Below are 17,756 nucleotides of genomic sequence, written 5' to 3'. Positions count from 1 at the left end.
ACGTTCCGTCGCGGGTCCCTGTGCCTCATTCACTGCGATCCAGCTCCCATGGCCTGTCGGGGCCACGACGGCGCGGCTCCGAGGACCAAACTTCAAACACCCAATCATGGAAGCCTCCCAGTCTCGGCGATCACCGCGCTCAGCCTCTTAAGGCGGTCAAGGTCGCGGCGTAGCGAAGCATTCTCTGCCTTCAGCCGAAGGTTCTCCTCTTCCAACGCCATCTGGTTGCCATCGACCTTGGACTTCTGCTCGCGGTCCGCTTCTGCCTGGTCGAGGCGCGTCAGGTTCGCCTCGCGGTCGCGGCTATCGGCCTCGTTCAAGATTTCGTTGCAGCGCGGGTTTGTCTGGAACACCTTACGGTCGAACCCGCACGCCTTCGCGATGATGCTCTTGTTCAGATCGACGCCATAACGAGGCAACGGCTGGTCGCCGAGGTCCTCCAGATATGCCTGTAGAGCCTCGACGTTCTCCTGGGCGACCTCGATGCCGCTCTTGCCTGTGCCCCGCGCCATCAGGTGACGCCTCTCGGGGGAAAGTCCACCACTTCGCCTGACGGGATGGCGCGCATCTTCTCAAGCCTGTCTATGACCTCCTGGTAGCCTTCGTAGAACTTCCTCCAGGTGGCGAACCCGCCCATTTCGGCCACGGCGAGGATCATGGCGCGGTGCGAAGCTATCAGAAGTTCCTTATCCGCCTGCAACTGCGCTATCTCGTCGTTCTTGGTCGCGACCAGCCTTTCCAGTTCGCTACGGGACTTCTTACTACTGCGCTCGACGGCTGTCCGGATGGTTTCCTGTCTGGCTACCGCCGCATTGACCGTCGCCTGCCGCTGGGTATTGCGCGTGATGTCGGTAGCGTGCTTGAAGACCCCGTCGCTCCGGCGGCAAACCGCCCTGACGGTAATGGTCTCGTTTTCGGCGATCATCGCCTCGAGCAGTTCCTCCAGCACCCGTACCTTGTCAAACATCGAGGTCTCTCAGATTCTTCATGGTGTCGATGATGGTATTGCCGAACTGCTGTTTCGGCGTGACCGACAGGTCGATACCGTCGGGAAAGACCTGTTGGCCAGGGACCGTGTCGATAGCCTTGAGAATGTTGTCATAGCGGACGCGGGCGTGCCTAAGCTGGTTGGCCCACCCGATGTTGCGACGCTTCTCAGGCGTCTGCTCCAGTTTGATGATGATCTTCGCGAACCTGTCGCGCAGGGTCTCCAAATGGGTCTGCTCGCTGGAGACCTTCGTCCTCGCGAGGTGGACGCAGCCGTTGAAGCATTCGAGGTGCTTGGGACACGGGTCGCTCGTGAAGCTGTTCACGCACAGGCCGTAAGGGGTTACGTGAAGGCCGTCAGCCTCGGCCTCGAGGAAGTCGAAGGCGGCTTCGTCGCCATACTCGCGCTGGATGCTCCGGAATTCGTCGACTATCGGGCCATGCGCCTTGTTGGCGGCGATCAGTTTGTAGACCTGCCGGGCATTGTGGCCAAGACGGTCCTCGGCTTCCGGCGGTACATCCACGAAGGCGATATCCTCTTCCAGACTCCGGTGGTCGTACTCGTAACTCTGAGCGACACTCCGGCGATTGAACTTCTTGCTGATGAGCGTGTCCGCGACGCCTAGTCGGAACAGCTCCGTGTTCTGCAGGTGCCGGATCGAATGTGACACCAGCGAAAGCGCCCGATCCTCTTCCGTCAACCCGTAGCGGGCGAACAGGCTCGGCGTGGTGCCGCCATCGCTCAAAAAATTTACAAGGTCGTTTGCGTCTGTCCGTCCGACCGCGGAGTAAAGCGTCGTGTCGAGAATGCCGTTGTTTCGGCCCTCAATGAGATTCCTGATAGGGACCAGGAACATGAGCTCGTGGGGATAGACCAGCGTCCCGTCTGTCAGAGTCGTTGGAGTCGTGTCCGAGAGCTTGGTTAAGCTGTTCGCACGCACGTGTTCCTCGACGTCTCCCGTCCGGATGAATGCGTTGTTCCAAGATACCCTTCTCTCGAACGGGACACCTGCAATGTCTCTTACTGTAAGATGGGGGTTCGCCTCCCAAAACTGAGCTAGCCCCCGCTTTGCAAAACCGCTCTGTAATTCCCTGATGTCGCGAAGCAAGTCTGGATCATATGTTTGCCGATATCGCTCGAATAGCTCAGGAGGGATTTCGGCATGCGAGAACCGGGCGTGTCCGGTCAGGCGAATGAACACTTCCCACGCCGGAATCAACGTCTCCTCGGCGTACTCGGGGAAGATGCGGCCCGTCTCCGTCTGTCGCTTGAGACGCTCCCTCAAGGGTGCGGTAATCCTCTCGACGAAGTCCAGCGTTTCCACCAGTATATCCTGGAATATCGTCGGTACATGTGCCGTGTTCTCATAGAGCGACATGCCCTCGCTTGTCGCGCTTTCCGCCTGCTTTTCGGCGAAGTGGCGGATCATCAGCGAGCGCGAGATGCCGCCGCGTTCGCCGGCGGGCTTTCCCTTCGAGTCGACATAGTCGCGCCAACGCTTCCAATCATACGGGATGGATGCGGTCTCTCCGATCCGGAAGCCCATGATGATATGGACCTTGAACGCGGCAAAGCGGATCGCGTCGTTGAACGATCGTGGCGTTTCGGTAAAAACGATCCGTATTAGTTCCCAGAAGGCGCGCTCGTCGGGGAGCTTGGAGGCCGACTTGCGCTCGGCGAGCCTCTTCCGCAGACCGTCGCGTCCGCCGTGCGCGTTCTGCCGGGTCTTGGTCGCATTGGCTCGTTCCTGCGCCTCCGATGCCTCTTTGGTCGCATAGGGGACGCAGAAGCGATCGAGGGAAGGGGAGTCGGCAAGGTGCAGACCATCAAGAATGGTTTTGACCATCGTTTTGAAGTCGAGAGCCACCTTTCCCGACGCCTGGCCTTCGAGGGTCGCATTGTATGCCTGCTGGATTTGATCCGGCGTGACCAACCAAGGCGGCGTATCGCCAGCGACAGGCGCGAGTTGACGGATCGGTCCTGTCATCTTTATGGCGCTCATCGGCTTGTTTTTCCGGACGAGAAGCTGGTGGATGAAGATGGCCTTGTATAGGTTCTGCCATTCCGCTGACATCGGGGAGGCGGTAAGGGGCCCTTGCCCCATCCTTTGTCTGATTTCGTTCAATTTTTCGAAAGAGTTCGCGTCGACGCCGACCTGTCCGAGCCACAGTGTTGGTGGCGGCATCAGTCCGACCAGGGCGGTCAGGTTCCAGCGTGTTTCCTTGCTGACCTTCCCGCTCTCATCGAACTCGAGGTTCCAGACGAGCCCACGGCTTTCGGCTAACTCTCGGGCTGTCCCGATAAATTCGGCGTAGAAGCGGTTCACGGCTCACCCTCGTTGCGAAGTTCGTCGACCAGGCGTTGCACTGCTGTCAGGGTCGCCCTGAGCTGACCGTATGCGGGCGACATCTGGTTGTTTCGCGAGGCGGCGGCGAACTCGTTCACAACCGGGCGTAGTCCGTCGAGGACCTCCTCGTGGATTTCCGGATCGTTCAGGGCCATGAAGTCTGGACAGGTATAGCAGCCAATCACTGGATTTCTCATGCAGAGGTTCTGCCCGAGCTGACAGCCGCCGATCCCGCCGATGGGGACCCCGTGAGGCACTCCGCCGATCTGCTTCTCTTCCGGAAGACCACGGAGCATGTCTATGTCGATCGTCTTGGTCGTACCGACCTTTGCCACGGCGCTGAAGATCGGTGAGAGTGCCAGAGCCTTGTTGATCTGCTCGGCTTGAGACGGTGACTGGTCGTAGTAGACGTCGGCGATCCGGTCGCTCGTCTGACCGAGGAACTGGGTCAACACCGCTCGGGACACACCAGCGTCTGCCATACGCTGGGCCGCCGTGTGCCTGATATCGGTCGGGGTCCAGGGCTCGCCAGTCAGGTGTTCGGTCAGTTCCTTTATCGCCGTTCTCACGCCGGGAGGCGTTAGGCCGAAGAGCAGGCGAGGGGAGACCCCCTCCTCCGGCAGGAGAGCGCCGCTTTGCCTGCGCTTCGCCAGCTCCACGAAGAGCGGTCCCCATTCCCGTTTGATCTTTCTGGTTTCCCGGATGCGCTTGGACTGGTCCTGCTGCTTGATGATCGTGAACGCGAAGTGCACAGCGAAGGAATAGACTCTGAGGTCGGCCAGCTCGATTCTCGCGAGCTGGCCCGGTCTCAAGGCGTACTGGAATGACAGGACCAGCAGGCAGACGTCGAGCAGGATATCGTTGTCGAGCATCTCGGGATCGGCGGCGAGCATCTGACACATGTCGTCAATGTGGGCGACGATGATGGCCTGCTGGTCGAGCGGCATGAAGCAGTCGCCGGCGCGCACGACGCGGTAGCGGTCGACCTTCGGACTGGTCAGCGACCTGACGATAGAGGTGCCTGGCTGGGTCCACTGGCCGATATTCAGGCGGCAAAGCGAGTGAAGGATTGCTCTGAGTGCAAAAGATACTTTGGCGCTGACAACAGGTTGTATCGTCAATGTCCAGATGGTCCGACAGCTCTGCGGGGAGCAGATGAACAATTCGAAGAACGCGTCGGGACACTCGTCACGAACCGCTTTGAACGCCGCCTCAATGTAGATTTTCACCGTATGAGGATCGAGCCTCGCGAGCCAGTCGGCAATAACGTGCCGCATGATCGCTTCTGCAAAAGTGAATCTATTTGTGGCTAGACGGTATAGTGTGCCATCCAACAACAACACGGCTGTTTCTTCATCGTCCCACCGGATCGATCGCGTTTCATCGGCAAAATCGTCGTGGTAACGCACAACGGACGGCAATGGCGGTAGCGATCTGGTGATTGCCGCGATCTCGTCCAGTAGTTGGAGGCTGCGCCGTTTCAATGGAGCTTTCATGCGGACATCTCCGGATTGATGCTCCTCAAGGCATCGACGTAGGTATCGAATTTCTCGCTCCAGACCTCGGCCAGGCTGGTCTCGAAGTAGGCCTTGGCATAATGCCTCGGCATGTCCGACTTCTTCGACCAGCCGAAGTACACGCGCAGCTTCTCGATCGATTGCTGGATATCGAATCCGGCCTCCTTATAGAGGGTCATCCGGACGACCGCCGAGGTATGGCGGCAGTCGTGGGGCGACACGCCGTCCAGGCCCTGCTTCTTCAGGGACGCTTTCGCCTCGACAGACAACGCTTCCGTCGCGATGTCGAACACCTTGTTGATCGACCGCAATGCAAGCGGTTTGGCTTTCTGGGACATCAGTAGATGAGGAAAGTCGGCTCGGCCGCGGTGGTTTTTCCTGAAGTAGTCGACCAGATCGACGACCTCTTGCTGAACGGGCAACTGCCTCCGTGACATGGGCGTTTTCAGGCTGGGAAGCTCGTATCGCGGATCGCCATCGTTCGTATCTTCGATGTCGACCCAGTGGATCGTCTTGCCGGAAACCGGATCGAAGTCGCGCTTGAATGAATTGTCGATGAGAAGCGCGGCTTCGCCGCGCCTCAGTCCAAGGCGCAGAAGAAGCATGAAGATCAGCAGGTTTCGCCAGCGGAGCGTCTCCGTCTTGAACGGGTTTCGCGGCGAGCCTGGCATGAAGATTTCATACAAGTCTTCGACCACGAGAGCGGGCAACGCTCGGATCGGTGGTGGTGGCTTTTCGGGGTTGGGCGCAAGCTGGTTATAGAGGGTCTCAATCCTGAGAAGCTTCGCTTCGATCTGTGCCGCCCGTGCTCCGGCGGCGTTTCCGGCCCGCCTAAGCATATCGACGACGAAGGCGACCGACGTTTGCCATATCGAAGACCGATCCACACCGTTGATGGCGGCTTCGTTCTGGAGTTGTGCCAGAAAGCCCATCAGACAGTCTTCGAGTGCATCAGCGTCGGCGTTGGCGATCAAGCTGTCCAAACAGTCCGTTCGCCGCTGGCGCGCGACGGCGACATAGAAGCGATCAAGAGATGCGAGGTGCTTCCGCCGGGTCGAAGCTTCGATATCACGCTTGAGGATATCGCTCCAGACCGTTGCCCAGAACCGTGGCACGTTGGTCGGCCCAACGCTGATGAGCGCATTCAGAGATGGCGGGAGGCTTGACGAATTGACGTTGACCGGCATGAATCACCACCGTGGAACAGCGAACAGAACATTCCAGGGTGGAACAGAAAAAGCAACAGCCATAACGGCAGTTAAGTGGAAATAATCGCAACAGGATAACGCGTCATTTGACGCTTGAAAGCAACAGCGGGAAAATGACCGGGCTGTTCCATAACCTGTATTATCTGATCTTCGGGTGTGGCCGGGTGGGTTCAAGGATGAAGTGCGACTTGCCAATGGTTTCAACACACTCACAGCCGAATTGCGGTTTCCTCTTTGGCGGTTCGTATGACCATCATTGTGAAGAAACGCGCCACATTGGTTTCATCCCGAAATAGCCTGTCGCAGAGATGTTCGAATTCTTCCATATCGCGCAGCCGCAGCATTAACACCACGTCCGATTCACCTGTGACAGCATAAGCTTGTGTGACGGCTTCTTCGGCTGATGCAATGCTCAAAAACCGGCGCATATGCTGTTCGCCATGCAGTTTAAGTTGCACAGTGACGAGGGCCTTGATCCCTCGCCCGGCCTTGGCTGGATTAAGAATGGCCACAATTTTGTCGATGACGCCGGATTTGTGCAGGCGCTGAACACGCCGCAAGCAACTGGATGGCGACAGGCCCACCTCATTGGCCATATCGGCATTGGTGCGGGACGCGTCGCGCTGCATGAGGTTGAGGATTTTTCGATCTATTTTGTCCATGGGGACAGCCTATCCCACGTTGGGCAATTTGCAATAAAATTGCAAAAATACGCAATATTTGACCGAAAATTTGAGCGCGATAGGGTTAGCAAAAAGAGGCAACCATGTCGGAGCCTGAGATGCTTTTTTTAACGCCTGCCCTACGGAAAACCCGTGATATCGCTGAAATCTATTGGGTTTTGATCAAAATCACCATTCCGATCACCATTCTGACGGAGATTTTGGCGCGGATGGGCGTGATCAAAGCTTTAGCACCGGCCTTTGCGCCGGTGATGAACCTGTTTGGTTTGCCACCTGAGCTTGGATTAGCCTGGCTGACGGGAATGCTCGTGGGCGTCTGGGGTGCCGTGCCGCTTATTTTCACGTTGGTTCCACAATCTGCGCTGAGTGTGGCGGATATCACGATTTTCTCGGCGCTGATCCTGTTTGCGCATGGCCTGCCGATTGAGCAGAAGATCATTGAAAAGGCCGGACCCAGCATGGTAGTGACAACCCTGTTGCGCATTCTGGGCGGCGCGGTCTATGCATTTATTCTGCACAATATTCTAACCGTCACGGGCTGGCTGTCGGCTCCGGTCAATCCCGCCTGGATTCCGCTCAACGCCACGCCTGATTGGCCCGCCTACTTCCTTGGTTTGTTTGAAACCATGGTGTGGATGTTTGTCATCCTGTTTGTGCTGTTCTGGGGGCTTGAACTGCTGAAAATCAGCGGCGTGCTGGCGTGGTTGATGAAAATTATCTCTCCGGTTTTGCGTCTCGCTGGCATTCGCGGCGAAGCAGGCCACCTCACCGCTGTCGGCCTGTTTCTGGGCATTTCCTATGGTGGCGGTCTTTTGATCCGCGAGGCGCAATCCGGCACCATTCCACCCCGCCAGATCTTTCTATCGTGCGTGTTTATGGGCTTTGCCCATAGCGTGATTGAAGACACGCTTGTGGTGATGGCGCTGGGGGCTGATGTGTATGGTGTGCTTCTGGGACGGCTTATTTTCGCCGTGGTGGCGACGGCTTTAATCGCGGTTTTGCTTCGGCACCTATCGGATCAGGCGTTCTTTGCACGGATGTTTCGCACCGAAACGGTGAAAGCAGGAACGTAATCAGATGAGCCCTCACCTTCAGACATAAAGGGCTTTTCAGCACCAAAATTCAACACCCGATATCTCCAGTGTTGCTCAGGACATTGGCAGCGTGACCATGGCCTGCATTTGCGTCCACACCATGGGACATGTTCAAAAACGAGAATTATCGGAACAATTATCACACCGCAAGGTTAGGTGTTCGTAAGTTCGAAAATACGAAATCAACCTAAGGGGATATCCCGGTGAAAAATATTATTCTTGTGGTCGCGCTTGTTGGTGCAAGCGCAGTGTCAGCTTTTGCGCAAACCAAACCCGCCGCCAACCCTGATGGTTCCAAGCCAGCGATGGCGACTTCTGAGTCGAAAAACACCACGGCTCCAGTCGAGGGTGCAAACAGCTTCACGGAAGATCAAGCCAAGGAACGCATTGAAAAGGCTGGATATTCCAACGTAATGGATTTGAAAAAATCTGAAAACGGTATCTGGATGGCCTCGGCGACGAAGGGCGGCATGCCGGTTTCGGTTGCTCTCGATTATCAGGGCAACGTCACCACCAAATGACCTGTCAGCTGAACGTATCAATATAAATATCAGTGGGAATTGCGAACATGAAAACCATCACGGGACTTTTCGACGATTATTCGGATGCACGCAATGCGGTTACTTCTCTTGAGGCAGCCGGCGTGAAGTCTAATGACATCAGCATTGTTTCCAACAATGCCGACAACCGCCACACCGAAGGCACGAACGCCGCTGAAGGTGCCGGTGCAGGTGCCGGAATAGGTGCCGTTGTTGGCGGCGCTGGCGGCTTGCTGACAGGCCTTGGCATTATGGCCATTCCGGGTGTTGGCCCGGTTGTGGCAGCCGGTTGGCTTGCTGCAACAGCAGCCGGTGCCATTGCGGGTGCTGTCGCAGGTGGTGCCACGGGCGGCATTATCGGTGCCATGACCAGCAACGGTGTTTCTGAAGAAGACGCGCATGTCTATGCAGAAGGTATCCGCCGGGGTGGCACGCTGGTGACGGCTAAGGTTGAAGACTACCTCGCCCCTGAAGCCGAAGACATTCTGAAGCGCTCGAACTGGGTCGATCCAGCGGAACGTCGTGCCGCCTACAATCAGCAGGGTTGGACGAGCTTTGATGAAAAGCTGGAGCCTTACGCCCCTGATCAGATCGAGCAGGAGCGTAATCGCTACCTCAGCGCCGGACTTTAAAATCTGGCTTTAAAAAGAGCGGAGCGCGCTTTCAAAGTGCGCCCTGCCCTTCGGGTCTTATCTTTCGGAATGTCTATGATCCGACTAGTTCTGAGGCAGGTGTCATCATCGTGCCTTGTTGATAGCATCAACCAGTTGGGTGACGCGCTTTTTTAGGTCCAGTGGCCATTCTTCTGTTTCAATCTCGACAGCGGCTTTTGCAAACTCAGTTTTTTTAACCTTATCTGGATTGAGAACCTGATCAAAGTTGCTTGCTGGAATAGTTGCGCCGCTGAACTTGGGCTGCAAAGCTTTAATCACGTCGATAGGTAGGTAGTTCTCCACTTCCCGCCCGTCTGTGATCCAGCATATGCCGTTCTGCTTTTCGACCTCTTGACGCACACGTTCCTTCGTCGCGTTAATCTTGTCTCCACTCGTCTTTATATCGCTGTCCATCACAACGGCAAGTGCGCGAGAAAGTGAAACCGCCTTCACGAGGTCTTCGCCTTCCTCGTCAAAGCCGTGATGGCTCAGTACCTTTCCACCATAAAACAATATCGTATAGTCGATCCCTTCTCTCAGAGATGAATCTATCTTTTCAATCCAATGATTTAGATAGATTCTGTCAGAGGGGCCTTCAACCCATATTGCGAAACGTGTGAGCAGAAGATCGCTGGGTGAATGCCCCAGATCGCGAACAGCGTCATATTTTGCGCTATTGTTATCCAATGTTCGAATTATTGATTTTTGTCCATCGTGGGAAACCTGAAGCACATCCGCATCTACAGCATCAAGAATCGCCGCCGAGTGAGTTGCAAAAACAAAATAGCTATCAGTATTTTCCTTTAGATATTGCACCATTCTTTTCTGAACGCGTGGATGAAGATATAGCTCCGGTTCTTCAATAAGAATGACTTTATCCTCAAAGCTCAAGGAAGCGTGCCCTAACACCAAAAGCTGCTCTATTCCTGCTCCGAGGTCTTGCATAGGGCGAGAGACGCCATCAATTGTTATAATTATGTCCTTTTTATCATGAGAAATTTGTATTTCTATATTGCTTTTTTCCAAGCAATAATTAAGAAAATCCGTTATTTTTTCAAATTTTTCTTTATCGCGGCTATGATTAGCAATATTAGGCCTATCAAGCTTGTGCAATTCATCTACTATATTGCCATATGCAATAACTTTTCCGGGCATTTCGAATTTCGAAAAAGCATCAGGCTCCCTTCCGGGGTGGGTAATAAACCTAATAGCAGGAACATATACAGTGCCTAGTAAGTTTTTCTCTAGTATTTCATGCAGGTCCGACAATAGTACGTCTTGGTTGTAGTCGTCATATCCAAAAACCTTTTGAGGTCCCGCACCTAATTCTATAGAAAAATTTTTCACCCCATTTCCGTTTTCTCGAAGGGACACGCCATTCTCTAAAAGAATTTCAAAATTTCTATCTTTTAAAATTGGAAGGATAACCCTTTCATGAAGTGAATTAAAACACTTTTCTACTTCGGACGCAGGAAAGGATATTGTAAAGCTATATTTTTCATCTCCTAAGTCATATCTAGTATTAAAGATTGCTGCCATGGCACGCAACAAATTAGTTTTCCCTGAATTGTTTTGTCCGATGGCAAAAGTGATTCTATTAGAAAGCGGTATTCGCACGCCTCCCGTAATTGACCTGAATTTATTTATTTTAATGCTGAACGGATACGACATCGAACTCCCTCACAAAATAAAACCCCGCCCCGAAATTAATCGGAACGGGGTCCATTTTACTCAAAATCTCATAAGTAAAAATCGTAATTTCTACTTATCCATGCATTAATCAGCTGCACCCACTCGTCGAACCACAAGTGTCGCACTTTTCGCATGTGCCATTACGTACCATGGTAAAGTTCTGGCACTCGGAACACATGTTGCCCGTATATCCTTGCGCAATGGAGCGCATGCGGCGGGCGGCTTCTACTTTTTTGGCTTCAGCCTTGGCGGCTTCCGCGTCTTCGGCGGCAGCATCCGAGAACAAGGCTTCGGACGCCATGTCTTCCACCAGTTCAGCCGCCCTCTCCTCGTAATCGCGCTTGAAGGACACGACTTCGGAGGTTGCGATGGCTGTTGTCACTTCCAGCTTGCGGGCGGCGTTGCCCGAAAAGGCGGTGACATTGCCTGCTCCCGTGGCAGCCGATGCCTTGGCGGGGGCGCTCGTTGCTGCTCCGCGTGGCTCGCCCGTGGTGGCGGACTTTGGCACCAGCGTTGGCTTGTAGCCACGGGTCAGGCCCTTGGAGACCACGTCTGCCTTGCCTTCGGTCACGCCACGGCCAAGGGCTGTGTTGGCGAAATCAGAGGTGTCAACATGGGCCAGATCGTTGCGGCCGAGGTAGGAGATCGCCAGTTCGCGGAACACGTAATCGAGGATCGAGGTGGCGTTCTTGATGGCGTCATTGCCTGTCACCATGCCAGCTGGCTCGAACTTGGTGAAGGTGAAGGCGTCAACATATTCTTCCAAAGGCACGCCATATTGCAGGCCGAGCGAGACCGAGATGGCAAAATTGTTGATGAAGGCACGAAGAGCAGAGCCTTCCTTGTTCATATCCAGGAAGATTTCGCCAAGGCGGCCATCGTCATATTCACCCGTACGCAGGAAGATGGTGTGACCACCAATCTTGGCCTTCTGGGTGTAGCCCTTGCGGCGAGTTGGCAGCTTTTCCTGCTCACGCACCACGCGCTCAACGATGCGCTCAACAATCCGCTCGGTGATGGTGACGGCTTGGGCTGCCTGTGGCTGGGCCAGCAGGGTTTCCATGGCGTCATCATCGTTCTCGTCTTCGATCAGTGACGAGTTCAGCGGCTGGCTGAGCTTGGAGCCATCGCGATAGAGCGCATTGGCCTTCAAAGCCAGCTTCCATGACAGCATGTAAGCAGCGCCGCAATCTTCAACAGTGGCCTCGTTTGGCATGTTGATGGTCTTGGAAATCGCGCCTGAGATGAACGGCTGGGCCGCTGCCATCATGCGGATGTGGCTTTCAACCGACAGGTAACGCTTACCAATCTTGCCGCAAGCGTTGGCGCAATCGAACACAGGCAGGTGCTCGTCTTTCAAGAACGGCGCGCCTTCCAGCGTCATGGCACCGCAGACGTGAATGTTGGCGGCTTCAATGTCCTTCTTGGAGAAACCGAGGTGCTCCAGCAGGTTGAAGTTCATGTCTGTGAGCTGCTCATCGGACACCTTCAAGGTGTCTTTGAGGAAGTCAGCGCCCAGTGTCCACTGGTTGAACACGAACTTGATATCGAAGGCAGCCTTTAACGCGCCGTTGACGGCTTCGATCTTCTCATCGGTAAAGCCCTTGGCCTTCAACGCACCGGGGTTAATGCCCGGAGCCTGATTGAGATTGCCATGGCCAACGGCATAGGCTTCAATCTCGGCCAGCTGGCTTTCGCTGTAGCCCAGCGCCCGCAGCGCTTCTGGCACAGCGTTGTTGATGATCTTGAAGTAGCCGCCACCGGCCAGCTTCTTGAACTTCACCAGCGCGAAATCAGGCTCGATGCCGGTGGTGTCGCAATCCATCACCAAACCAATGGTGCCGGTTGGTGCCACAACAGAGACCTGCGCATTGCGGTAGCCGTGCTGTTCGCCCAGTTCCAGCGCCTTGTCCCAAGCGGCTGTTGCGTGAGCAATCAGGGCCGGATCAGAGCAATCGGCATGCACCAGCGGAACTGGATCAACCGAGAGGCGCTCATAGCCCTGTGCAATGCCATGGGCCGCACGGCGATGGTTGCGGATAACCCGCAGCATGTTGTCGCGGTTTGGCGCAAAGCCGGGGAATGGGCCAAGCTCAGAGGCCATTTCCGCCGATGTGGCGTAAGATACGCCGGTCATGATGGCGGTCAACGCACCGCAGATAGCGCGGCCTTCTGCCGAGTCATAAGGAATGCCGGAGGACATCAGCAAGCCGCCGATGTTGGCATAGCCGAGGCCGAGCGTGCGGTATTCGTAAGACAGTTCGGCAATCTGGCGCGATGGGAACTGCGCCATCATCACCGACACTTCAAGAACAACGGTCCACAGACGAACAGCGTGTTCGTAATCGGTGATGTTGATCTTCTTGGTGGCTGCATCCTTGAACTGCAACAGGTTCAGCGATGCAAGGTTGCAGGCCGTGTCGTCAAGGAACATATATTCCGAGCAAGGATTGGATGCACGGATAGGGCCAGCGGCTGGGCAGGTGTGCCAGTCGTTCATGGTGGTGTTGTAATGCAGGCCCGGATCGGCAGAAGCCCATGCGGCGTAGGAAATCTTTTCCCACAGATCGCGTGCCTTCAGCGTCTTCATTACCTTGCCGTCGCGGCGTGCGGTGAGATCCCATGTGCTGTCGTTTTCAACGGCACGCAGGAAGTCGTCGCGCAGCGAGACCGAGTTGTTGGAGTTCTGGCCGGAGACCGTCAGGTAGGCTTCCGAATCCCAATCGGTGTCATAGGTCTTGAATTCAAGATCCTTGTAACCCTGCTGGGCAAACTGGATAACGCGCTTGATGTAGTTTTCCGGCACCATATCCTTCTTGGCAGCGCGGATTTCGCGCTTCAGGGCCGGGTTTTCATTCGGATCAAAGCAGGCGTCGTTGTCAGCCGAGCAATTGACGCAGGCCTTCATGATGGCCTTCAAGTGCTTGGAGACAAGCTTGGAACCGGTGACGAGAGCCGCAACCTTCTGCTCTTCCTTCACCTTCCAGTCGATGTAGTTTTCAATATCTGGATGGTCAATGTCGACAACCACCATCTTGGCCGCACGGCGTGTGGTGCCGCCAGACTTGATGGCACCGGCTGCGCGGTCACCAATCTTGAGGAAGCTCATCAGGCCAGACGACTTGCCGCCGCCGGAGAGCTTTTCGCCTTCGCCGCGCAGGTGCGAGAAGTTGGAGCCCGTGCCGGAGCCGTATTTGAACAGGCGGGCTTCACGCACCCACAGGTCCATAATGCCGCCTTCGTTGACGAGATCGTCTTCAACCGACTGAATAAAGCAGGCGTGTGGCTGCGGATGCTCATAGGCCGACTTGGATTTGGTCAGCTTGCCGGTGAAGGGATCCACGTAGAAATGGCCCTGCCCCGGTCCGTCAATGCCATAGGCCCAATGCAGGCCGGTGTTGAACCATTGTGGGCTGTTGGGGGCCACGCGCTGGGTGGCCAGCATATAGGCCAGCTCGTCGCGGAATGCGAGCGCATCTTCTTCGGTGGTGAAATACTTGCCCTTCCAGCCCCAGTAGGCCCAGGTGCCAGCCAAACGGTCAAACACCTGACGGGCATCGGTTTCCGATCCGTAGCGTTCTTCTGCTGGCAGGTCTTTCATCGCCTTTTCATCGGCAACCGAGCGCCACAGGAAGGAAGGAACGTCGTTTTCCTCGACCTTTTTCAAAATCTTCGGCACACCGGCTTTGCGGAAATATTTCTGGGCCAGAATATCGGCCGCAACCTGGCTGAACTGAACTGGCACATCAATATCTGCCAGCCGGAAGACAACAGAGCCATCCGGGTTCTTGATTTCACTCACTGCCTTGCGGAATTCGATTTCCGCATAGCGCGACTGGCCTGCCTTGGTGAAACGACGTTCGATGCGCATCTTGCCTTGTCCTCGTCAATAGCAACGCCCTTGAGGGCGCAAAATTCGTTGATCGGCCACGCTGGAAAGCGTCAGCCGTTGTTTCGCCCGTTACCAGGAGCGGAGCCGATCATTATGATGGACGCTCTCTATCTTGTGGTGAGGGTGGCTGTAAACACTAAATATAGTATCAACACAGCTTTTCCGCCAGACCTTCTTGATTGCGGAGAACACAAAAAAGCGCGCAAAAATCCATGCAGACCAAGGCCTCATACCTTGGTCTGTTTCTTGCGCATGCAATGTTCAATGAATGGAACCGACCTCGATAACACTTCGGTCCAGCCGCCGCCGCAACATGGAATTCATTAACCTTGGATGCCCCCTTCCCGTCAAGGGCTTGGATGTGACGAAAATATATACGCAAGATGTTGTGGTCTGTACCTGTGGAAAACGGGGAAAGGGGCTAGCCTAGAAAATTCATGGGCTTGGGCGAAAAGCTTGATGGTTAACGTTTGGTGAGGCCCATTGTTTTCCACCGTTGTGATTTTTTTGAAGAAATCACTGCCCCCCGATGGGTTGGGCCAAAATGGCGGCCAGTGAACGCGAAGCTGCGAATCACTCATAAATAAAGCCGGAGGCGTATGCGCCTCCGGCCTGTATCCACAGCAAACTTTCAATACAAGATCTTGGTGTCAGCTCTATATCAAAGTGCGTCGAGGTTGACGCCCACTGTGACGGCACCAATGGCTTTTCCTGTTTCATCCACAATGGTCATGCTGGCTTGCGATTGCAGGGCCTGGGTAGATTCATCTTTTTCGACCTCATCCACAAACAGTGTGTTGGGGCCAACGTTGAATGTCTTTTTAAATTTTGCTTCGTCGCCCTGCCAGTAATCGGAGGTGATATCGCTTTGGCCAACGTTGAGGCCCTTATTGTCCACCACGAAAACTTCGGCAATTGCACCGTTTGATTCAGCCTGTTTTGCCTTCAAAAACGTAGAGACATCATTCGCCAAAACGCCCTTGATCATTGGCTGATCATTGGCCTGCACTTCAGCACGCCATTTTTTGTCCAGTGCATCAATATCGGCATCGTTGAGATTGGCGTGTTCAGCATTCTGCGCTTTGATAGCCTTGATAATCATGGGGTCTTGCGCCCAGCTCACAACCTTTTCCTTCATAAAGGCCGTGACCGGTGCCACATGCGCCTCTTCAGCGTTTGCTGTCACTGGAATAAAGGCATAGGTTGCAGCAATAACCATGGCAGTCGTCAGCAGGTGTCTCATGAGATTGTCTCCTCAGCGCTCATATTGAAATTGAAAGGGATGCACGTTTATTTCCGCTCTGAGCCCAAACTCTGTGGTTTCGGCCCGACCTGATCATGCATGCCGCAATTGCGGCACCGCATCGAAATTTTGCCCAGCCCCGCGCTTTGATGCGGTTTTGAACTGTCCCATGCTGTCTTGCATGCTGCGGCTCAGTTGCAACAAATCGTGGCATGCGGCGTTGGTTTCTTCCACCATGGCAGCGTTTTGCTGGGTCATCTGGTCCATGTGGTTGATGGAACTGTTGATTTCGCCAATACCGGTGGATTGCGCCCGGTAAGAGCTGACAAGGCGGGTAATACCATCGTTGATATTGTTGATATGCTCTTCAATGCCCAACAGCGCGTCGCCTGTTTCGTTGACAAGGGTAACCCCGCCAGCAACCTCTTCACTGGAAACCTGAACCAAATGTTTGATCTCCTTGGCGGCATTGGCAGAACGCTGTGCCAGCTCACGCACTTCCTGCGCGACAACAGCAAAGCCTTTGCCAGCCTCGCCGGCCCTGGCCGCCTCCACGCCTGCATTGAGGGCAAGGAGATTGGTCTGAAACGCAATTTCGTCAATCGAGCCGATAATCTGACCAATCTTGGCAGATGAATCCTGAATCCGATCCATGGCACCAATGGCATTGCGCACAACTGATGCGGAGTTTCTGGCACCCGCCTTTGCCTCGTCCACCAATTGCACTGTGGATTCCGCAAATTGCGAGGATTCACGAATGGTATTGGTGACCTCGCTGAGGGCTGCTGCAGTTTGCTCCAGTGTTGCCGCCTGATGCTCCGTCCGCTTGGCCAGCTGGTCTGCAGAGACCGTCAACTGGGTTGCGCCATTCTCGACCGACAAAGCCGAAGATTTGGCGTCAGCGATTGCCTCAGACACAGCCTCGACCATTGCGTTGAAATTTCGCTCCAAATCCGAAAATTGTGGATCCAGGCCGCGCAAATGATGGCTGAAGTCACCGCGAGACAGGGTTTCGAGGGCGACAGCCAAGGTTTCTGTAGCGTGCTTTTGAATGGCGGCGGCGGCTGTGGATTGATCGGCAAAGCCCTGGCGCTCGGCGTCCAGTTGCAAACGCTGCGCCGCAGCTTTGGCATCATTCTCAACCTTATTGATCGATTCCGTTCTGAAGGTTTCCACCGCACGCGCCAGCACGCCGATCTCGTCGCTCTTATCGAGAAACAGCACAGGCGTGTTGAGATCTCCACGTTGCAGATCCAAAATGCGCGAAGAAATAACCGCCATTGGCCTGCCCACCATTTTGCTCATTGCAAAAAGAAACACACCAACCACCACCGCAATGACCAGCGCTTCCATCGCAAGCGCCAGAAGGGCCTTGTTTGTTGCTGCGGCAATCAGCGCTTCGACTGTCCAGGAGGTGACAAGATAACCACTCGCTTTACCAGACTTATCGGCCGGTAAAGGCACGACCACGGTCATCAAGCCATCGCTGACGCGGCTATGATCGATGGAGAGATTGGCGGTCGACGCAAGCTTGCGGATTTCATCCACGGAGAGCCCGTTTGTCTGTCCCGCGCGCAACCACGTATCGACGACATCAAGATTGGCATTTAATGCGGTAAATTGGGCGAGATGTAAATTTTCATCATCACGATAAAGCACATATGTCTCTCTGACAGCGGCAGCTTTGCCCCATTTTATGCCGCCTGCGGCCACGGAGGCGAGCTGACCGGTATCTTTCAGCCAATTGGCTGACGCCATTTGCAACATAGATGTGCGCTCGACGCTGGATGTGTAGAGCGCAAGTGCCGCAAGACCGCATAAGTTGACGAGCACAATGATTGCGGCCAATTTCAGGGTCAGTGACCAATCTCTGAATTTTCGAAACATGTATCGGATTTCC

Annotated in this window: 13 protein-coding genes; 3 read left to right on the top strand and 10 right to left on the bottom strand. The window is 54.8% G+C overall.

Going from position 1 to position 17,756, the window contains the following annotated elements; translation table 11 throughout:
• Window positions 1-104 precede the first annotated feature (104 nt).
• The 6 genes from BJF95_RS18475 to BJF95_RS18450 form a co-directional block, all read right to left on the bottom strand.
• On the bottom strand, window positions 105-512 hold the full coding sequence (locus BJF95_RS18475) for a hypothetical protein (RefSeq protein WP_075640880.1): 408 nt from the start codon (window positions 510-512) through the stop codon (window positions 105-107).
• On the bottom strand, window positions 512-967 hold the full coding sequence (locus tag BJF95_RS18470; RefSeq protein ID WP_075640879.1) for a hypothetical protein: 456 nt from the start codon (window positions 965-967) through the stop codon (window positions 512-514). Before BJF95_RS18470 ends, BJF95_RS18475 begins: the two co-directional genes overlap by 1 nt.
• Window positions 960-3,314, bottom strand: a complete 2,355-nt coding sequence (locus BJF95_RS18465) for a hypothetical protein (RefSeq protein ID WP_075640878.1) — start codon at window positions 3,312-3,314, stop codon at window positions 960-962. The genes BJF95_RS18470 and BJF95_RS18465 overlap by 8 nt, the downstream gene beginning before the upstream one ends.
• The gene (locus BJF95_RS18460) at window positions 3,311-4,831 is read right to left on the bottom strand and encodes a site-specific integrase (RefSeq protein WP_075640877.1); all 1,521 of its coding nucleotides are present in this window, start codon (window positions 4,829-4,831) and stop codon (window positions 3,311-3,313) included. The genes BJF95_RS18465 and BJF95_RS18460 overlap by 4 nt, the downstream gene beginning before the upstream one ends.
• The gene (locus BJF95_RS18455; protein WP_075640876.1) at window positions 4,828-6,039 is read right to left on the bottom strand and encodes a site-specific integrase; all 1,212 of its coding nucleotides are present in this window, start codon (window positions 6,037-6,039) and stop codon (window positions 4,828-4,830) included. Before BJF95_RS18455 ends, BJF95_RS18460 begins: the two co-directional genes overlap by 4 nt.
• Before the next feature lie 230 nt (window positions 6,040-6,269).
• Complete coding sequence (locus BJF95_RS18450; protein WP_075640875.1) at window positions 6,270-6,722, bottom strand: Lrp/AsnC family transcriptional regulator; 453 nt, start codon at window positions 6,720-6,722, stop codon at window positions 6,270-6,272.
• Between the two features lie 119 nt (window positions 6,723-6,841).
• Between BJF95_RS18450 and BJF95_RS18445 the strand changes: the two genes are divergently transcribed.
• The 3 genes from BJF95_RS18445 (at window position 6,842) to BJF95_RS18435 (ending at window position 9,008) form a co-directional block, all read left to right on the top strand.
• Window positions 6,842-7,816, top strand: a complete 975-nt coding sequence (locus tag BJF95_RS18445; RefSeq protein ID WP_075641142.1) for a nucleoside recognition domain-containing protein — start codon at window positions 6,842-6,844, stop codon at window positions 7,814-7,816.
• A gap of 224 nt (window positions 7,817-8,040) precedes the next feature.
• The gene (locus tag BJF95_RS18440) at window positions 8,041-8,358 is read left to right on the top strand and encodes a hypothetical protein (protein WP_075640874.1); all 318 of its coding nucleotides are present in this window, start codon (window positions 8,041-8,043) and stop codon (window positions 8,356-8,358) included.
• Window positions 8,359-8,405: 47 nt separating this feature from the next.
• Window positions 8,406-9,008: a general stress protein gene (locus tag BJF95_RS18435; protein WP_075640873.1), complete on the top strand. Its 603-nt coding sequence runs from the start codon at window positions 8,406-8,408 to the stop codon at window positions 9,006-9,008.
• A gap of 105 nt (window positions 9,009-9,113) precedes the next feature.
• Here the strand turns inward: BJF95_RS18435 and BJF95_RS18430 are convergent, their stop codons facing one another.
• The 4 genes from BJF95_RS18430 to BJF95_RS18415 all read right to left on the bottom strand — a co-directional run bounded on the left by BJF95_RS18430 (window position 9,114) and on the right by BJF95_RS18415 (window position 17,743).
• A complete protein-coding gene (locus BJF95_RS18430) occupies window positions 9,114-10,700 on the bottom strand; it encodes an ATP-dependent nuclease (protein ID WP_075640872.1) in 1,587 nt (528 codons plus the stop codon).
• Window positions 10,701-10,809: 109 nt separating this feature from the next.
• On the bottom strand, window positions 10,810-14,592 hold the full coding sequence (locus tag BJF95_RS18425; RefSeq protein ID WP_075640871.1) for a vitamin B12-dependent ribonucleotide reductase: 3,783 nt from the start codon (window positions 14,590-14,592) through the stop codon (window positions 10,810-10,812).
• 682 nt (window positions 14,593-15,274) lie between these two features.
• Window positions 15,275-15,856, bottom strand: coding sequence for a cache domain-containing protein (locus tag BJF95_RS18420; RefSeq protein WP_075640870.1), 582 nt, complete (start codon window positions 15,854-15,856; stop codon window positions 15,275-15,277).
• A gap of 93 nt (window positions 15,857-15,949) precedes the next feature.
• A complete protein-coding gene (locus tag BJF95_RS18415) occupies window positions 15,950-17,743 on the bottom strand; it encodes a methyl-accepting chemotaxis protein (protein ID WP_075640869.1) in 1,794 nt (597 codons plus the stop codon).
• Window positions 17,744-17,756 lie beyond the last annotated feature (13 nt).

The organism is Rhizobium oryziradicis (assembly GCF_001939045.1).
GTDB lineage: Bacteria > Pseudomonadota > Alphaproteobacteria > Rhizobiales > Rhizobiaceae > Allorhizobium > Allorhizobium oryziradicis.
This window is presented reverse-complemented; position numbering and strand designations above follow the sequence as displayed.